General features: G+C 42.9%; 24 protein-coding genes. 11 read left to right on the plus strand and 13 right to left on the minus strand.

Going from position 1 to position 17,571, the window contains the following annotated elements; all coding sequences use genetic code 11:
* The 7 genes from PQ469_RS19050 to PQ469_RS19080 form a co-directional block, all read right to left on the minus strand.
* Entirely contained in the window at window positions 1-222 is a 222-nt protein-coding gene (locus PQ469_RS19050; RefSeq protein ID WP_274209107.1) for an SHOCT domain-containing protein, read from the minus strand.
* 115 nt (window positions 223-337) lie between these two features.
* A complete protein-coding gene (locus PQ469_RS19055) occupies window positions 338-796 on the minus strand; it encodes a 5-fold beta-flower protein (RefSeq protein WP_274209108.1) in 459 nt (152 codons plus the stop codon).
* Window positions 797-899: 103 nt separating this feature from the next.
* Window positions 900-3,161: a multicopper oxidase domain-containing protein gene (locus tag PQ469_RS19060; protein ID WP_274209109.1), complete on the minus strand. Its 2,262-nt coding sequence runs from the start codon at window positions 3,159-3,161 to the stop codon at window positions 900-902.
* 44 nt (window positions 3,162-3,205) lie between these two features.
* Entirely contained in the window at window positions 3,206-3,715 is a 510-nt protein-coding gene (locus PQ469_RS19065) for a DUF3347 domain-containing protein (RefSeq protein ID WP_090644524.1), read from the minus strand.
* 302 nt (window positions 3,716-4,017) lie between these two features.
* Window positions 4,018-4,434 (minus strand): HYC_CC_PP family protein, encoded by a 417-nt coding sequence (locus tag PQ469_RS19070; RefSeq protein WP_274209110.1) that lies wholly within the window; start codon window positions 4,432-4,434, stop codon window positions 4,018-4,020.
* 97 nt (window positions 4,435-4,531) lie between these two features.
* Window positions 4,532-4,723, minus strand: coding sequence for a hypothetical protein (locus PQ469_RS19075; protein WP_274209111.1), 192 nt, complete (start codon window positions 4,721-4,723; stop codon window positions 4,532-4,534).
* Between the two features lie 43 nt (window positions 4,724-4,766).
* Window positions 4,767-5,051, minus strand: a complete 285-nt coding sequence (locus PQ469_RS19080) for a hypothetical protein (protein WP_274209112.1) — start codon at window positions 5,049-5,051, stop codon at window positions 4,767-4,769.
* A gap of 152 nt (window positions 5,052-5,203) precedes the next feature.
* Here PQ469_RS19080 and PQ469_RS19085 point away from each other — a divergent pair, with 152 nt between their 5' ends.
* Complete coding sequence (locus PQ469_RS19085) at window positions 5,204-5,995, plus strand: CHAD domain-containing protein (protein ID WP_274209113.1); 792 nt, start codon at window positions 5,204-5,206, stop codon at window positions 5,993-5,995.
* Window positions 5,996-6,072: 77 nt separating this feature from the next.
* Here the strand turns inward: PQ469_RS19085 and PQ469_RS19090 are convergent, their stop codons facing one another.
* From PQ469_RS19090 to PQ469_RS19100, 3 genes are all read right to left on the minus strand, one after another.
* A complete protein-coding gene (locus PQ469_RS19090; RefSeq protein WP_274209114.1) occupies window positions 6,073-6,576 on the minus strand; it encodes a GNAT family N-acetyltransferase in 504 nt (167 codons plus the stop codon).
* A gap of 96 nt (window positions 6,577-6,672) precedes the next feature.
* On the minus strand, window positions 6,673-7,176 hold the full coding sequence (locus PQ469_RS19095) for a peptide-methionine (S)-S-oxide reductase (protein WP_274209115.1): 504 nt from the start codon (window positions 7,174-7,176) through the stop codon (window positions 6,673-6,675).
* A 65-nt stretch (window positions 7,177-7,241) separates the two neighbouring features.
* The gene (locus PQ469_RS19100; protein WP_274209116.1) at window positions 7,242-7,607 is read right to left on the minus strand and encodes a response regulator; all 366 of its coding nucleotides are present in this window, start codon (window positions 7,605-7,607) and stop codon (window positions 7,242-7,244) included.
* A 176-nt stretch (window positions 7,608-7,783) separates the two neighbouring features.
* Between PQ469_RS19100 and PQ469_RS19105 the strand changes: the two genes are divergently transcribed.
* On the plus strand, window positions 7,784-8,269 hold the full coding sequence (locus tag PQ469_RS19105) for a CAP domain-containing protein (protein WP_143065399.1): 486 nt from the start codon (window positions 7,784-7,786) through the stop codon (window positions 8,267-8,269).
* Between the two features lie 42 nt (window positions 8,270-8,311).
* Here PQ469_RS19105 and PQ469_RS19110 read toward each other — a convergent pair whose 3' ends face one another.
* Together PQ469_RS19110 and PQ469_RS19115 are read right to left on the minus strand one after the other, a co-directional pair.
* Window positions 8,312-8,623: a hypothetical protein gene (locus PQ469_RS19110; protein WP_274209117.1), complete on the minus strand. Its 312-nt coding sequence runs from the start codon at window positions 8,621-8,623 to the stop codon at window positions 8,312-8,314.
* A gap of 46 nt (window positions 8,624-8,669) precedes the next feature.
* On the minus strand, window positions 8,670-9,503 hold the full coding sequence (locus PQ469_RS19115) for an SDR family NAD(P)-dependent oxidoreductase (RefSeq protein WP_274209118.1): 834 nt from the start codon (window positions 9,501-9,503) through the stop codon (window positions 8,670-8,672).
* Window positions 9,504-9,874: 371 nt separating this feature from the next.
* Here PQ469_RS19115 and PQ469_RS19120 point away from each other — a divergent pair, with 371 nt between their 5' ends.
* From PQ469_RS19120 to PQ469_RS19160, 9 genes are all read left to right on the plus strand, one after another.
* Window positions 9,875-10,960 carry a Glu/Leu/Phe/Val family dehydrogenase gene (locus PQ469_RS19120; protein WP_090644484.1) on the plus strand — a complete coding sequence of 362 codons (1,086 nt, stop codon included), beginning with the start codon at window positions 9,875-9,877 and terminating at the stop codon, window positions 10,958-10,960.
* A 48-nt stretch (window positions 10,961-11,008) separates the two neighbouring features.
* Window positions 11,009-11,956 (plus strand): transcription antitermination protein NusB, encoded by a 948-nt coding sequence (locus PQ469_RS19125; protein WP_274209119.1) that lies wholly within the window; start codon window positions 11,009-11,011, stop codon window positions 11,954-11,956.
* Window positions 11,957-12,041: 85 nt separating this feature from the next.
* A complete protein-coding gene (locus PQ469_RS19130; protein WP_274209120.1) occupies window positions 12,042-12,482 on the plus strand; it encodes a DUF1573 domain-containing protein in 441 nt (146 codons plus the stop codon).
* 18 nt (window positions 12,483-12,500) lie between these two features.
* The gene (gene yajC, locus PQ469_RS19135; RefSeq protein ID WP_274209121.1) at window positions 12,501-12,827 is read left to right on the plus strand and encodes a preprotein translocase subunit YajC; all 327 of its coding nucleotides are present in this window, start codon (window positions 12,501-12,503) and stop codon (window positions 12,825-12,827) included.
* 171 nt (window positions 12,828-12,998) lie between these two features.
* On the plus strand, window positions 12,999-13,946 hold the full coding sequence (locus PQ469_RS19140) for a CdaR family protein (protein ID WP_274209122.1): 948 nt from the start codon (window positions 12,999-13,001) through the stop codon (window positions 13,944-13,946).
* 1 nt (window position 13,947) lies between these two features.
* Window positions 13,948-14,547 carry a dephospho-CoA kinase gene (gene coaE / locus PQ469_RS19145; protein ID WP_274209123.1) on the plus strand — a complete coding sequence of 200 codons (600 nt, stop codon included), beginning with the start codon at window positions 13,948-13,950 and terminating at the stop codon, window positions 14,545-14,547.
* A 52-nt stretch (window positions 14,548-14,599) separates the two neighbouring features.
* Complete coding sequence (locus PQ469_RS19150; protein ID WP_274209124.1) at window positions 14,600-15,538, plus strand: MBL fold metallo-hydrolase; 939 nt, start codon at window positions 14,600-14,602, stop codon at window positions 15,536-15,538.
* Between the two features lie 12 nt (window positions 15,539-15,550).
* The gene (locus PQ469_RS19155) at window positions 15,551-15,808 is read left to right on the plus strand and encodes a C1orf53 family protein (protein ID WP_274209125.1); all 258 of its coding nucleotides are present in this window, start codon (window positions 15,551-15,553) and stop codon (window positions 15,806-15,808) included.
* A gap of 78 nt (window positions 15,809-15,886) precedes the next feature.
* The gene (locus PQ469_RS19160; RefSeq protein ID WP_090644459.1) at window positions 15,887-16,336 is read left to right on the plus strand and encodes a MarR family winged helix-turn-helix transcriptional regulator; all 450 of its coding nucleotides are present in this window, start codon (window positions 15,887-15,889) and stop codon (window positions 16,334-16,336) included.
* Window positions 16,337-16,502: 166 nt separating this feature from the next.
* Here PQ469_RS19160 and PQ469_RS19165 read toward each other — a convergent pair whose 3' ends face one another.
* Window positions 16,503-17,486, minus strand: coding sequence for an aldo/keto reductase (locus PQ469_RS19165; RefSeq protein WP_274209126.1), 984 nt, complete (start codon window positions 17,484-17,486; stop codon window positions 16,503-16,505).
* Window positions 17,487-17,571 lie beyond the last annotated feature (85 nt).

Raw genomic sequence — 17,571 nt, forward strand, 5'->3', positions numbered from 1 at the left:
TTAATCAGCCTTGTCTTTTTGGAGTATATTTTTCTTTTCCTTGTACTCTTCGGCAGTTATCTCGCCTGCGGCAAACCGCTTTTGCAAAATACCCAGCGGTGTATCTTTTCGCCTCCGCTGCCCCGGAATATCATAGGGCGTTGCAAATATCCAGAACAGTAATACCATCCAAACAATCCACCATATGAGGTGCATTCCTCCATAAATTCCGTAATACATCATCTTTAGCTTTTAAGTTTTATAGTTGTAACCTATACAGATCATTTCAACAAGCCGGGGCTGAGCTTACCGAAACCCAACCCGAATATTTCCTAACGCGTGTTAAAAAAAAAGACTGTTAAACCTTGGCTTTTTTTGCTTCAGCCTTTTTCTTCTCCTGCTCCAGGAAATAACAATGTGCGGCACATGCGTGCAATTTATAATTCTGGTGAGCCGTGCCGAAGTTATGCCCCTTTGGATCTAAAATGGCGCATTTTTCTTTATCCAGATCTTTGGTATTCAGCACATTTTCGCCATTGATATTATAGTAGGAGCCGTTCTTTTTTGCCGTCCCCAACTTTTTCCCGTTAGCGTCAATCACGTTACCGCCGGCATCAATAAAATATAGTTTTTGCCCTTTATTGTTGCGCACAATATTGTCTTTATCAATATGGCCTAATTGAGTGCCCCCTGCATCCCTGATCCATCCCTTATCGGTAATGATAATTTTAAAAGTTGTATCTTTTTTAACCTGGGCATTAACCGTAACCGCCGCGGTGATGGTTAATATGAATAAAAGGAAGTGTAGCTTTTTCATAATTGTGAAATTTAATTTATTCAAATCTCCTCTATTTCAAGCCCTGGTCAAATGACCATCAACACGCTGATATGTGATCAAAATCATTATATTAATCTATATTTTAATAAGTTATTGTTAACCCGCCGCCAGGGCCCATATCGCTATCGTAATGCGATGATAAAGAGAAATATTTGGTAAAAATATACCGCATACCAACTGTGTACTCTTTATCGGTGTTACCCATAAGCGTAAACCTTAAGCGGCTGGTTAAAGGGATATCTTCCCTCCCCAATTGAAACCTGAATTTGCCATTGCCATCCACACGGGCATCTGCAACAAACAACATGGGCAATATGTATGATACCCCTGCAACTACGGTATGGCGGTTGTTTTTATTGCTTTGCTGGCCAAACAGGTTTTTTTCCTGATCGTTTGTGTTTTTGTAATGGTAATCAAACCCTGCATATGCATACAGCCATTGCATTTGCCCAAAATAGCGGCCTGCCATGGTTTCACTTTCATAGCCTTTGCGGTTGTTTACGCCCAGGTGCCATAGAGTTGATAATTTCCACCGGGTATTGGCTATGCTAACGGTACCGTCGCTGCCATTGCTTTCCAAGCCTATTTTAGCGGCCGGAAAAAAGCGGCGGTCATCGGCATATATCTTTTTTATGGCGCTTGCCGGGTCGGGCAGTTCGGGGTTAGGCGGCGAATTTTCATAGTTGAATATACGGCCCATACCGCTCATCATATGGTAAAGGATATGGCAATGAAAAAACCAATCGCCGCTTGCCGTAGCCGCAAACTCAATGGTATCAGTTTCCATCGGCATAATATCCAGCGTGTTTTTTAACGGCGAATAATCGCCCTGCCCGTTTAGTACCCTAAAGTAATGCCCATGCAAATGCATGGGGTGCCGCATCATGGTATTATTGTACAAGATGATGCGCACGTTCTCGCCCTTTTTGATGAGTATCTTATCCGATTCGGAAACCGTTTTATTGTTTATCGTCCAAACATAACGGTTCATGTTACCGGTAAGGTTAAAGTGCAAAACCTTTAGCGGGCCGGCAGGTAAATTAGTGGGCTTAATAGCCTTTAACATCCCATAATTTAGGGTAACTATATCGGTGCTGCCCCCCATATCCATACCAGGCATATCGCTCATTTTTTTTGCGGTTGCAGTGGTATCATTTGGGGCTGTGCCGTCGCCGGTAATTTCGGGATACATTACGGTATTCATGTCCATTACCTGGTTGGTCATCACCATGCCATCCATTTTCTTCATGTTGCCATCCATGCCCATCATGTCGTTCATCATTTTCATGCCTTCAAAATATTTAAGCCGGGGCAAGGGCTTGGCTTTAAACTGCGGTCCACTTCCCAGCCATAATGAGGTTGACCGGGTGCGATCTTCGGATGTAGCCAAAAATTCAAAGCTTCCGTCGTGGGGGATGGTAACTATCACATCATAAGTTTCGGCTACGGCTATAATCAGCCTGTCAACAGGTACCGGTTGCACATCCTCGCCATCATTAGCCGCAACGGTAATTTTGCCGCCAGCATACTTTAGCCAAAAATAGGTTGATGAACTGCCATTAATGATGTGCAGTTTCACTTTGTCGCCCTTTTTAAACCGGGGGGCGTTATTAACTGCTTTGCCATTGCTAAAAAAACGATCGTAATAAACATCGCTTACATCCATGGCCACCATTCGCTTCCATTCGTTGGTTAGCTTGGTTTTAAGATGCCCTTCGGCTACAGCTTCCGCATAGTTTTGAGTACTGCCTTTACGAATGCCGTACCAATCAGTTTGGTTATGTAATGATCGTTCTACCTGGTCGGGGTTTTCATTGGTCCAATCGCTCAGCAGTAAGGTGTACTCCTTTTGTTCGGCTGGCTGTTTGGGATGGATAATAAAAGCCCCATACATACCGCTTTGCTGCTGTGTCATGGTATGCGAGTGGTACCAATAGGTGCCATGCTGCACCAGCGGGAACTTGTAAAAATGAGTTTGCCCGGCCTCAATTGGCGCGGTGGTAAGGTACGAAACGCCATCATAACGATTGGGTAATATAAGCCCGTGCCAGTGGATAGAGGTTTCCATCATCATTTGGTTATGCACATATATTTCGGCGGTATCACCCTCGGTAAACTCCAATGCAGGGGCAGGTATGCTGCCGTTAATGGCCATGGCGGGCCTTGCTTTGCCGGTGTAGTTTACGGTAGTATCGGCAATGTACAAATGATAAATTTCGCGATTGCCCACTTTGGTGTAAAAGGGTTTGCGCGGCTCCTTTTCGTCCATTTTCATAGCCATATGCTGTGCATAGGCCGAAAAAGACAAAAAGAAACTCAATAAAATTACTGTGGATCTTTTCATAATAAAAAATAAGCTGCCGGAATTATCCGGCAGCATTTAATAATTTATTTTGTTGCAGGGCTAATGGTTTCACTAACCTTGCCGCAGGTAAGCATCATATTGCCATAATAAGGGTTTTTAATAGCTTCATCTGCCGATAGCCAGTAGCTTTTTTTCATGGGGCAATAGGCATAGTAAACAGGCTTATCAGTTAGTTTTACGGCCTTGGCCAGTTTAAAGAAGTTTGCAGAAAAATTGGCAAAATGTTCCCTTTGATGGGCTATGTCCTTACTTTCGGATATGTGCCTGGCATCAAAAGCCAGCTTTTCCTGCAAAGGCTTAAAAGCGGCAGCATCTGCAGCGGGCAGCAACTTTACATCAACCCCGTTAACAGCTTTTAAAAACTCGCCGGCACTGGCAGCGGCATCTGCGGTGTTTGATTTTACTAATGCATCTTTAACGCCGTAATAAGATGATAGTAATGTACTAAGCGCCGTTGCTTTGTTATCCTGTGCAAAAAGTTGCGGGGTAAATGCGGTTGCGATAAAAGCAACCAATAAAAATATCTTTTTCATGATTTTAGTAATTTAATATAAACAGATCACCTGCCTTAACACTTGTTTCGGCAGTATTTTAAATTGTTGTTAAAAAGCTTTCCTTTTTATTTTCAGTACAAATTTAACCTGAGGTCAGCTTAATCTTTTACAGTATTTGGTTTTTAAGTTATGTTATTTATTGATTTTGCCGCAGGTTAAAACCAGATTGGCGAACAGGCAAATGTCAAACACAAATGCATTAATGGCGGCAATTTCAACTTAATTCGGGCAAAAAATCGGGCAATAAAAACCAAGGCCGGTGGGTACGGCAAAAGCCCGAATCAGATAAGAAGAGTTTTGTTATAAATATAAATGGGTTGCGATGCCACAAACGGTGGCCCGGTGGCCCTTGGCCAGTTTTTTGATTTGGCTATTATCTGCGGCACGTAAAACAGGTGCACTTTAACAGGTAACATTACTGCCGCCTGGCCAATTGAAAATTGAAAATCAAAATTGGAACTAAAATTTTCCTTTACCACATAAGTACCGTGGTGGTAACAACAACTGCAGTCGCCACTTTTGCAGTCATCATCTTTGTCCTGATCTTTACCCTCGTCTTGATGCGATTGGTGCATTTGCCGGGACGCGGCCATATTAGTAAACAGGTAACTGGCTGTGCAATGCAAAAGGCAGGCATAAGCACCTGTTGTTAATAACAGGTAAAACGCGGTAAAAGCCAAAGCACAGATTTTTTTCATTTAGCCCCTGCTGTAATTATTGGTCAAAGGTATTATTAAAATAATGAATGAAATAAAGGTTAGTTAAATTTCACTCATTATCCTGTTAACATTGTTGTTATTTCTCAAACTCATCCGGGTTTAACTCGGGCTGTTCGGTTTCATCCGGCGGCAATTCATTTGGTATATTTTCCGGACCTTCTTCGGGCATATCAGGTTCGCCGGGGTCGGTTGGCTGCCTTATTTCGGGCCTTTCGGGATTAACCGGCATTTCGTCGGGTTCGTTGGGCATTGTCTTTTTCTTACTCATGGCTTATATAATTAAAAAAACGCTTATCCTGTTTTTGTATTTTTTATTCGGCCTTAAACTGCGGATGCTTTACAATTTGCGCGGCAATGCTTAATAAGTCCTGGCCGGTGAAAGCACCCGGCCCATCAAAATCGAAATGATGATCGCTATATACTGTAATAGTACCCAGCAAGCCATCCTGTGGCACATCTACAGACCGCGATTGTTCATAACCTATCCAATCTTCGGCCTTATCGGCCGCGTAAATCTTAAATTGATTAACTTTATCCTGCGGTTGGAATTTTAACAACCGCTGGCCCTGGCCAACGCGAATTTCAAAAGCTTTCATTTTAATAGTAATTGTATGTAAAAGACATTTTTAAGTTTAAAAAGTTTCAAAAAAAACATCTCATATTGCAATCAAAACCAGGCAATTGAAACATACAGGCAGTATGCAAATTTACCCCTGTTATTAAAGGCCGTATTAACCCGGATTACCAAATGAAGAAAAAGGACGAAAAGAAATATATGGAGCAGGAATGGCGCTCCATGACACATCATTTAAAAGCCTTTATAAAAACCGGCGACCAGGAAAGCCTACACCATTTTCGCACAGGGGTAAAAAAACTAAGGGCGTTTTTTACTTTGACCGAAAGTGTCAAAAACGACCATAACCCAATCAAACTATTTAAACCGGTGCGCGAAATTTTTAAACAGGCCGGTGAGGTACGCAACGCTTACATTAATATTCAGTTGGCCAAAGGCCAGCAAGCCATAAAGTTGGATTTTATACAAACCCAGGAACAGTTAATGGACACTTTAGCCGGGCAATTTAAAGCACAGGGGGCACAATTCCTGGCTACCTTGCGCAAGGCGCGGCGTAAAGTAAAAAAACGTATTCCCAAATTAAAAAACCTACACATCGGTTTATATTATCAGCAGCAACTGGAAAGCATTACTGCCGGTTTGCAAACGCATCGTTTCGCCGAAGATTTGCACACCAGCCGCAAGCAAATTAAAATACTGATTTACAATTACCGACTTGTAAGGGACCACCTTGACATGCCATTTAACGAAGACTACCTGGAACAAGTACAAAACGCGGTTGGCAACTGGCACGATAACAGTGTAACTATCGACCTTTTCGCCGCCGAAGCCACACAGGGCGAAACCGCGGTAGCGCTGCTCAAGAAACAGGCGGTGCAGCTGAAAAGACAGGTAACAAAATTGCTTAAAGGGTTTTATGACCGGGCTACAACGGTAACCGAATTGCCGTTGGAGCAGGTGAGTTAAGTAAATAGTACCAAACCTCAAGTCAAAAGTTTAAATTTATCCCCTTTGACCTAGTACCTAAGACTTTCGACTAAAGGCTACTTCTTCGGATATTCGAAATACGACAGGGTAAGCCCCTCATACCTGTCAACCAGCCCCTGGTAGCTAAAGCCGCTTTTGAGCAGCACCATTTGCGAGCCCTTATTTTCCTGGTCGGTAACGGCCACTACTTTTTGGGTTTGGGGGATAGTAAAAGCATAGTCAACAACCAGCTTTGCCATTTCGGTAGCATAGCCTTTGCCCCAATAAGGTGTAGCCAGGCTGTAGCCCAGTTCAATAACGGTATCATCACCCACATTAAATTCGCGCAGCAGGCAGCTACCCATAAAATTGCCGGTTTCGCGTTCAATGATAGCCCAGCGGTTAAGCGCGGCATCGGGCTGTGCCATGCTTAGCTGTAATAGCTCGCTATATTGTTCAGCACTGCGCACGGGTAAATACACATTCACTACCGGGTCCATATGTGTGTTTACGTATGGCGCTTCGTCGGCAGGTATAAAGGCACGGATAATAAGGCGCGGCGACTCGAGGCTAAAACTCATGACAATTCAATTTTAACAAATGTGCCAATTTTGGGGAGGAGTATCAAGTAGCGAGTATCAGGTATCAAGACTGAATACTTAGGTGTAAGGCCGACTTCAAAGGTGTATTAGCTTGCCGACATCTGCCTCATCTGCAAAACGTGCTAGCAGCACCCTCAATTTGGGGTTCACTATATTTTGGCAAAAAGGCTTATCGGGGTTATTGTAGTAGTAATTGAGGTAATTATCGCTATTGAGCCGAAATCGTTTGAATGGGATAACTTTGGTGATGATAGCGCCTTCAAACTCCGGTTGCAGGGCTTCAATGGCATTTTGAGCAGCAGTTGCCTGCCCTTCATTAAAAGTATAAATGGCCGACCGATATTTAGCCCGCATGCTATGGTTTACAGTACAGCTGTGCGTATATAAATGCACGGCAATAAGCGTTTGTAATGATATCGTATTCAGGTCAAATTCAACAATAACGGCTTCGCTAAAAGTGGAATTTTGGCCATCAGAAGCTATCCAGCCTTGCTTAACAGCCGTTACTCCTTTTAACGATAAAAAAATAGCTTCGGTGCACCAGTGGCAACTTCCGCCAAAACCTATTTTGCTGACCATTTTTTAGTCCACAAATTTAACAATCGGATAGGTATATTTGGCAGGGGAATGCAAACCTTTATACCCTAAGCCGCCAACTGGTTACCTACTTTTTGCAGTAACGAATCGATATCAAAAGGTTTGGGGATAAAATCGTCAGGAGCGCTATTTTCGTAGCCATCCAGGCGCAATTCGTCCGAGCCGGAAATCAGGATTATCGGGATATGATTGGTTTCGGCACTTTCCTTTAGGTTTTTGCACAGTTCACGACCATCCAGGCCGGCCAGCATTACATCCATCAGGATCAGGTCGGGTTTAAAAGTATCCATCGTCTGTTCAATCATTTCGCCGCTGGTAAGCGTCCAAACATTGTAGCCTTCTTCCATCAGTATGAGGCAAATGAGTTCAACCATTTCGGAGTCATCGTCGACAATTAGTATATTCTTGCTCATGGCATTGGTTATATATATCAGACAGTCTAAATTTCATGCCAATGGTTTTAGGTTGTAGCTCCTTTGTTTATTTTAAAAGAATAAAGAGCTTGACATTACTGTCGCAATAACTCCCGGCACCGTTGTTATTAACTTATTTTAAATTAAATTGGGGGCTTATTACCGGTAAACCTGGCATGCTGAATATTGTTAAGAAACTGATACTTCCCCTTGTATGCGTGATTGTACAGGGGACCGCCTGCCGAAAGGCTGTGCTGGCACCCGATAATCCGTCGAAAGCTAAATTATTGGATTTGGTGAACAACTACCGGGCGTCGGGCTGCACCTGTGGTACTGTTTATTATCCGCCGGTTAACCCCGTTGTTTGGAACGATACCCTACAGGTAGCCGCTCAAAGGCACAGTAATGATATGGACGAGAAACAATTCTTTAGCCATACCGGCAGCGATGGTACCAACACCGGCGACAGGCTGATGAGCCTAAATTATATTTTCTCTACCTACGGCGAAAATATTGCCGAAGGTTATGCCAATGAGGCTGATGTAATGGTTGGCTGGATTAAAAGCCCCGGCCACTGCCAAAACATTATGAATGGCGATTTTACCCAAATGGGTGTAGCCACCAGCGGGAAGTATTGGACACAGGTTTTTTCGGCACATTAGCGAAATGAGATACTATCGCGGGCCAACGGCAATCAGCACCGATCACCCAAAATACTTCTCTGTTGATGCTACCAAATTCAACAACTCCAATACTGGCTCTACTTCCAGCTCGCTTGCCCAAAGTTCATCGGCAAATTTTTTGAATGAGGCCAATGATTGCAGCGCCTGGTGGGCTTCTTCATTTTCCAGCTGATCAAAATGCATAAAGGTTTTGCCATCAGGCAGCAGCCAGCAGGTGTATTTGATCCCCGGGTGGTTTAACTGCTTCAGTTCGGCAACAACGCCTGCTATATTGGCCTGGTTTATAGCTGCAAACTCTGCCCGGGTGGTGTATTGTACGCGTACTACTTTCATTTTTTTAATACTTTTTATGTTATCAAATTAGCCAACTTTTGGATTATTAGTCTTTGTCGAATTTGGGACGTGCCACCTGCCGAACTTCCGGGTTCGACCGATAGTTGAGGGCCGCCGTGGTGCCACCGGTTACATCAATAGTTACACCGGTTATGTTGCCCGCTAAATCTGACGCCAGGAATACGGCGGTATTGGCAATATCAGCCATGAGCGGCAGCTTTTTCAGCATTGTATCAGCCTTCATCTGTTTCAATACTGTGGCCATTACTTCCGGCCGATCTTCAATGGCATCCGCAAATACCCTGGAGTCTGGCGAGCCGCCCGAACGAATATTTACTACACGCACGCCATGCAGACCTACTTCGGATGCCAGGTTACAGCTAAAACTTTCAACTGCACAGCAAGCAGCGGCAAAACCGCCGGTGTACGGATAACCAATACCACCGGGCGTTGCAGTAAGCGACAGGATAACACCCGAACCCTGATCCATCATCACCCTTCCTGCGGCAGTAGCAGTTAAAAACCGGGTTTGCAGGGTAGCGGTTACCGGGTTAACAAAATCATCTGCCGATAAATCAACCAGCGGAACACCCTGTTTAACATCAATCCCAACGGCATTAAAAGAGATATCCAATGTGCCTGCAATTTGTAAAACTGTGTCTATGTGTTGCTTAACGGCGTTAGCATTAAATGCATCTACCTGCGCAACTTCGGCACGCCCGCCAAGGGCAATAATATCATCGGCAACAATTCGCAGCGCGCCGACCGTACGGCCCGTTAAAAATACTTTTGCACCTGCCGCCGCCAGGGCTTTTGCAACCGCACCGCCAAGTGAGCCGCCTGCACCGTATATAATAGCATTTTTGTTTTGGAGTAACATATTAATCCGGGTTTTGAAACATACGCAATGGTGCACAGCAAATAATGCAAAGCAATGACCATCAATATACAAACCTAAAACTAAATATCCTTTTCAAGATGGGCTGTTACAGACAATTTCGGGGTGCATTTGCGACATACAGTATAATGCGTTACTGCAAGTATTCTTTAGCTATTGCCCTCGGGAAACTTAGGTTATCCTTGTACATGCTGACCATAGTTTGCATTAATAACATTTCGTTTCAGGTAATTGAATGGCCCTTATTTAACTTATGACTATGAACTAACTACTTTAGGCTTTAATAAACTTTGCCGTAACCAAAAAAACATCTACTTTTGTGCCGCCTTAAAACATTTACCATAGTATAACTAATGCCCGATCAACAATCACAACAATCCATTTTCAGCCAACTCGAAATTTTCGGGCATAAAAAAGTGGTGTTTTGCAGCGATCCGGATACCAATCTGAAAGCTATCATCGCTATTCATGACACCACCCTTGGGCCTGCTTTTGGCAGCACACGCATGTGGAGTTATAAAACTGAAGGCGATGCATTAAATGATGTATTACGCCTGGCCAAAAGCATGACATACAAATGCGCCATAGCAGGGCTTAATATGGGCGGCGGCTATTCGGTTATCATCGGCGATTCGCGCCGGGATAAAACAGAAGCGCTGATGCGTAAATTTGGCCGCTTCATTAAAAATCTTAACGGCGAATTTATTACATCTGAAGATGTGGGCACCAATCCGCGCGATATGGAATATATCCGTATGGAAACCCAGCATGTTACCGGTATTCCGGAAACTCTTGGTGGCAGTGGCGATCCGTCGCCTGTGGCAGCTCAGGGTGTTTTTATGGGGATAAAAGCCTGCGTTAAAGAGCAATTTGGCACCGATACGCTGGCCGGTAAATCTGTAATAGTACAGGGCGTGGGTCATGTTGGCGAGCACCTGGTACGCCTGCTGCGCGATGAGAAGGTAAAAGTTTACATCAGCGATATCCAGGAGGAACGCGTTGGGCAAATAGCTAAAAAATACGGAGCCGAAGCAGTATCAAACAACAGTATTTTTGATATCGATGCCGATATTTATGCACCTTGCGCGCTGGGTGGCACGGTAAATACCCAAACCATCAATAAGTTAAAATGTAGCATCATAGCCGGATCGGCCAATAACCAGTTACTGGATGAATCGGTTCATGGTGAAATGTTGTTGAATAAAAATATACTATTTGCGCCCGACTACGTTATTAATGCCGGCGGCATTATTAATTGCTATTCGGAGTTAATGGGTTTCAGTAAAAAACGTACCATGCAGCTTACCGAGAATATTTACGAGGTAACGCGCAATATTTTAAAGCTTTCGAAACTCGAAAACATTTCAACTATCGTAGCAGCAAATAAAATAGCAGAAAAAAGAATTACGGATATTAAAAAAGTAAAATCGTCATATTAATTATAGTTTAAACCGCTGGCCATCTGGCCGGCCAAATCGTTCTTACACATGTTAAACAGAAGGCACCTACGGGTAAAAGTACTACAGGCATTATACGCGTTCCACCAATCGGAAACCACCGACATTAAACAGTATGAAAAAAACATGCTGGGAAGCATAGATGAAGTTTTTGAAATGTATATCTGGATGTTATCACTCATTTCAGAGGTGGCAAACTATGCCGCAAATGATAAAGAGGAGCGCGCCAACAAACATTTACCCACCGCCGAAGACCTGAATGCCAATACTAAAATTGTCAGCAACAGGTTTATCCTCTCCCTGAATGATAACCGTGATTATCTTATCGCCTCAAAAAAATACAAGGTTGACTGGGGTTTTGAACCCGAACTGGCTAAAACTCTGTTCACCACCCTTAAAAAATCGCCAGAGTATGCCGAATACCTGGCCAAAACCGACGACACCATCCAAACGGATAAAGACATCATTAAATTTATTTTCAAAAAAGTGATTTTAAAATCATCATTGGCCGAGCAGGTTTTTGAGGATAAATTCATTTTTTGGCCGGTAGACAGAGATGTTTTGCAAGCTTTGATTGCCAAAACATTTAAAAACTTTAGCAGCGAAGATTTTAAACAAAACCACCTTGCCGAAATTACCGGTAACTGGGCCGAAGACCGCGAATTTGTAGTTGACCTTTTTGCAAAAAGCATCCGTTTTGATAAACCTTACCAGGAATTGATAGCCGCCAAAACAACTAATTGGGAACCAGACCGTATTGCGATGATGGATACCCTGCTGATGAAAATGGCTATTACCGAGTTTGTCAACTTTACCTCGATCCCCGTAAAAGTTACTATCAATGAGTACCTTGAAATTTCAAAGGAGTTTAGCACACCTAAGAGTAATTCATTTATAAACGGTATCTTAGACAAGATTTTGATAGACCTTAAGGCCGAAAATAAGATCAAAAAAATTGGCAGAGGATTGATTGAATAGTTTTGAGTTATAAGTATTGGGTTTTAAGTTGTAAAATTCAACACCCGATTTTTAACAGATTTAAAATAAAAACCGACTATATAAAATGAAGAAACTGTTTTTAAGCTTAGTAGCAGCAGGTTTACTATTATCGGCCTGTAACCAATCAAAAACTGGCGGTACTGCGGCTACAACCGATAGTGCAGCTACAACCACCGCCAACGCGGCTAACGCGCCGGTAATGAAGTTTGAAAAAGAAAGCCATGATTTTGGCAAGATAAAAACCGGCGATAAGGTTAACTACGATTTTAAATTCACCAATACAGGCAAATCACCCCTCATCATCAGCGAGGCGCATGCTACCTGCGGCTGTACCATTCCGGAGTGGCCTAAAGCTCCTGTTAAACCAGGCGAAAGCGGCATTATAAAGGTTACTTTTAATAGTGCAGGCAAAACCGGCCTGCAGGACAAACAAATTACGGTTACTGCCAATACCGTACCGGCCCAAACTATGGTACACCTTATTGGCGAGGTTTTAACCAAATAATTTCAATTAATTTAAACAATGATAGCAACAATTTTTTTACAGGCCGCTGCAGGCGGTGCTTTTGGTAGCTACGGTACGTTAATACCTATGGTATTAATTATCGTAGTGTTTTATTTTTTCATGATACGCCCACAGGTTAAAAAACAAAAAGATCAAAAGAAATACGTAGATGAACTAAAAAAAGGCGACAGGGTTGTAACCACAGCAGGCATACATGGCCGCATCATCGACCTTAATGATAGTACTTTTTTGGTTGAAGTTGAAAACGGAAAAATCCGTTTCGATAAATCGGCAATATCATTAGATGCGTCAAAAGCATTGAATACACCGGCTGTAGTTAAGTAGGTGAAAGGATAAACGTTAAAGGCGAAAGGTAAAAGCTAAAAGGATAAAGGTGTCTTATCCTTAATCTAAATAATAAGGCGAAAGGCGATTGGTAGTTAGCAGTTCAACCTGTGAACATTTACCTTTAACCTTTCGCCTTTACCCTTTAACCTCAATAACAACCTCAACAACATGGCAATAGTAAAACTATCCACAACAGAACGGCGGCGGCTATCGGTATTTTTTACCTGCCTTGGGCTTGCCATTGTTGCCTGGATTTTTACAACGCTATCGAGTCCGTTGCCTTTTGCGGTTAATGAAGCTCTTGTTTACAAAAACTCGCCGCAAAAACGTGCTTTCCACCCATTACAGACCGATAGTGTGAAAGCTACCATACAGGGTACGGGCTGGCAAATGCTGTTTTCGAAATTGAAGCCCGAAAACAAGCCAATTATTGTTGATTTGGCACCGTTGGACACCCGCAACTATGTTGTGCTTAGTTCTCAGCTAAAGGTTATCAATTCAAAACGGGACGCTAACCAACAAATTACAGCTATCGACCCCGACACACTGTATTTTGATTTTACCAACCGGCTTACCAAAAAAGTACCGGTAAGGGCTTTGTTAGGTATCGAATATCAAAAGCAGTTTGCCATATCGGGCAACGTATCTATTAAACCTGCGTATGTGACCATAAGCGGTCCCGCCGATAGGCTGCAAAAAATAGGCGAATGGAAAACTGATTCTATAAAAGCCGCCGATGTAAATGAAACCATCATCGCGCGCGTTAATTTGCAGCCGGTAAGCGAGGGTAATTTAACCATATACCCCAAAAATGTACAGGTGGTTGTCCCGGTGGACGAGTTTACCGAGAAAACTTTGGATATCCCGGTTAAACTCATCAACAACCACAATTACGACAACGTTAAGGTGTTTCCTCAAAAAGTAAAAGTAACATTTACCACATCGTTAAACCGCTACAAGGATATGAGTGACGACCTTTTTGAGGCTACCGCCGATCTTGATCTTTGGCGCGATCACGGGTATTCAACCCTACCGGTACAACTGACACGCTTCCCTCCTTTTTGTAAAATAGTAAGGGTAAGCCCGGCTAATATTGATTTTATCATCAAAAAATGAGATGCTTAAAATAGGTTTAACAGGCAACATAGGCAGCGGAAAAACCACTGTAGCAAAGGTATTTGAGCTATTGGGTGTACCGGTTTTTTACGCCGATGACGAAGCAAAAAAGGTTATGGTTACAGATGCTATACTGATTGATGCCATAAAGCAAACCTTTGGTGTTGAATCTTATTTTGCTGATGGTTCATTAAACCGCAAACATATCGCGGCCATTGTTTTTAATAACCCGGCGGAGTTAGAGAAACTTAACGCATTGGTACACCCTGCCGTTTTCAGTGCTTTTGAAGCACTTGAGGCGAAAGCAAAAGATGCCCCCTATATCATTCGCGAGGCGGCTATACTATTCGAAAGCGGTTCATACAAAACCTGCGATCGCTCTATCATTGTAACCGCTCCGCTGGATAAACGCATAGCCCGCGTTGTACAACGCGATGGCATTAGCCTTGATGAAGTTAAAAAGCGCGAAGGCCGCCAGATGCCCGAAGACGAAAAGAAAAAACTGGCCGATGACGTGATCATAAATGACGATAGCCAGCTGGTAATTCCGCAGGTAATTGCCCTGCACCAAAAATATTTAGCCCTTGCTCATAACTTATAACGAATTAAACATTAGCTTTTAGCTGTACGCCTTAAGCTTTTAGCTCTTGAAAATGATACTCGACGATTTTGTACTTATAGATGATAAAGGCCTTTACTGCAAGTATGGCGATTTTTACCTCGACCCTAAACTGCCCGCTAAAAATGCAGTTGTTACGCATGCGCATGCCGATCATGCCGTCAGCGGCAATGCCGATGTGTATTGCACCCGCGCCACGGCAACTATAATGCAGCTAAGGTATGAACGCACTGCCGCAAAAGTTTTCCATATTGTACCCTTTAACCAGCCTTTTACAATAGGCAAGGTAAAAATTACTTTTATACCTGCCGGTCACATGCTTGGTTCGGCACAAATACTTATGGAGTACGAGGGTACGCGTTACCTATACACAGGCGACTACAAACTACAACCTGATGCCACCTGCGAACCTATAGAGTGGGTAAAAACTGATGTACTGATAACAGAGAGTACCTTTGCCGACCCGGCCGTTATACATCCCGATCCGGTTGAGGAGATTAAAAAAATCAACGATATCAAAATCAATATTTTGCTGGGCGCTTATGGACTGGGCAAAAGCCAGCGGCTTATTAACCTGATAACCGAGCACGCTCCCCGGAAAAAAATCCTGGTGCATCATAAAATTATGCCTATTAACGCCATTTACGAAAACATGGGCTACCGCCCCGGTAAATACCAGGTTTATGGCCGTAAGCTAATGAAGGTGCAGGATGAGTTTGTATATATAGTGCCCCCATTTACTTTTGATAGCTATATCAGGGCCACGGGTGTAAAGCGATTATTTGCATCGGGTTGGAAAAACCTGCAGGTAAACAGCCAGGATACGCTTTTTATATCCGACCATGTAGACTGGAATGATATCCTGGAAACCATAACCCGTACCCAACCCAAACAGGTATGGACCCTGCATGGCGATGGCCGGCATTTGAAGAATCATTTTAAAGATGAGATTTTTGTAAAAATACTCAATTGATGATGTGCAGATATGCAGATTTCAAATGTGCAAATGTTGGAATCATACGCACCTGAATTCTGCACATCTAAATTTCGCATATTTAAATTCAAACTGATGCTGAAAGAGGGCATTGATTATTATATTAATGAAGATGGCAATTTTGTTTTTACAAAGCACTATCATTTAACGCGCGGCTATTGCTGTAAAAACAAATGCCTGCATTGCCCCTGGGACTATGGCAAACCCCAAACAAATAGCAGCAAAACTGACCCGGAGGACAAGCTTTAGCAAAGCTAATAGCTGATTAGGGTACCTCAATTTTAAAAATAAATAAACATATTTGTACTTTAGTTATTATAAACTATTATGCGGATAGACGACGAAATACAAAGCAACAAATTTGAGGATAATTACCATAAAGTAGTTATCAATATTGCCTATACTTCAGGGTGGTTAAACAATGCTTTTCGTTGCCATTTTGATAAGTACAATCTAACCCAGCAGCAGTTTAATATCCTGAGGATACTAAGGGGGCAGTACCCAAAACCAGCTACGATTAATTTATTGAAAGAAAGGATGGTTGATAAAATGTCTGACGCCAGCCGCATTGTTGACCGCCTGATCCAAAAAGAACTGGTTTCGCGCTGCACCAATAATAAAGACCGCCGGGCTGTTGATATCCGCATAAGCGACCTTGGCCTGGAAACCCTTGCCAAAATGGACGAAGAATTTAAAACCCGTAAAGTTCTTGAAAATAACCTCACCGCTGACGAAGCTGCTCAGTTAAGCGATTTGCTGGATAAATTGAGGGGATAATAGTCTATCTAAAATGCTATTCCGTTAGTTAAAATAAAACACTGGGATAGTAGTAACATCGAATAATGAATTTTGAATATCCAACACCGAAGTTTTGCCTTCATTATTCGATATTGGATATTCAGTGTTCGATATTTAACGATCTCAACCCGGTAAATTTCGAGGATCAATAATGCCCTCTTATCTTCCCAATAATTTCAGCATCATACAAACTCCTTAATTGCTGATGAATATGTGACGACAAGGGCTCCAAAGCACATGCCCCCACGTTACTATCAACCTGCGATACTTTTGATGCTCCGGGAATAACAGTGGTAACTTCCGGATGATCCAATATCCAGCGGATAGCCAATTGCGGCATACTCCCGTCGGGTAATATTTGTTTTATTTGTTGAGATAGCTTCAGGCCTTCGTTAAACTCGATGCCCGAAAATGTTTCGCCGGTATTAAAGGCCTCGCCGTTGGCGTTATAATTACGGTGGTCATTTGCGGCAAATTGGGTTTGCCCGTTAAATTTACCGGATAATAACCCACTGGCTAAGGGAACCCTCACAATAATGGCAACGTCTTTGTCCTTCGCTTTGGCAAAAACCTCGTCGGCCACGTGTTGCCTGAACAGGTTAAAAATAATCTGTAACGATGCCAGGCCTTCCTGCTCCAGGCATATAAGCGCTTCCTCGGATGTTTCTACACTGGCGCCAAAGTGTTTAATGAGGCCTTGCTGCTGCAGGGCACGTAAATGATCAAATACTTTACCCGATTTCATTTCGCCGGTAGGGATACAATGCAATTGCTCTAAAAATAGTTGTGTCACATCCAAATGCTTCAGCGAGTCTTCCACATTCCGCTTCATTATATCGTAAGTAAAGTTTTGCGGCCAGCCATTCGGGGAATCGCCGCGGCGACCCAGTTTGGTAGCAACAAATACTTCCTTATTTGTTGTTTTTAAAAACCTGCCGATAACGGATTCACTTACACCCATGCCATAAACATCGGCGGTATCGATAAAATTACCTCCTGCATCGGTATATGCCTTTAGTATAGCAAAAGCATCCTCGTCATTTACATTACCCCAATCTGCACTGCCCAGTTGCCATGTGCCCAGGCCAACTTCGGCTATAGGTGTGTTTTTGAAATTTCTGTAGTTCATATCGTAATCACCAATTATAGTGGAGGCCAAACTTACGAAGTTTTAGAAACTTCGTAAGTTTCTAAAGACCAATCTGCCCATCTGA

This window comes from Mucilaginibacter sp. KACC 22773 (assembly GCF_028736215.1).
GTDB lineage: Bacteria > Bacteroidota > Bacteroidia > Sphingobacteriales > Sphingobacteriaceae > Mucilaginibacter.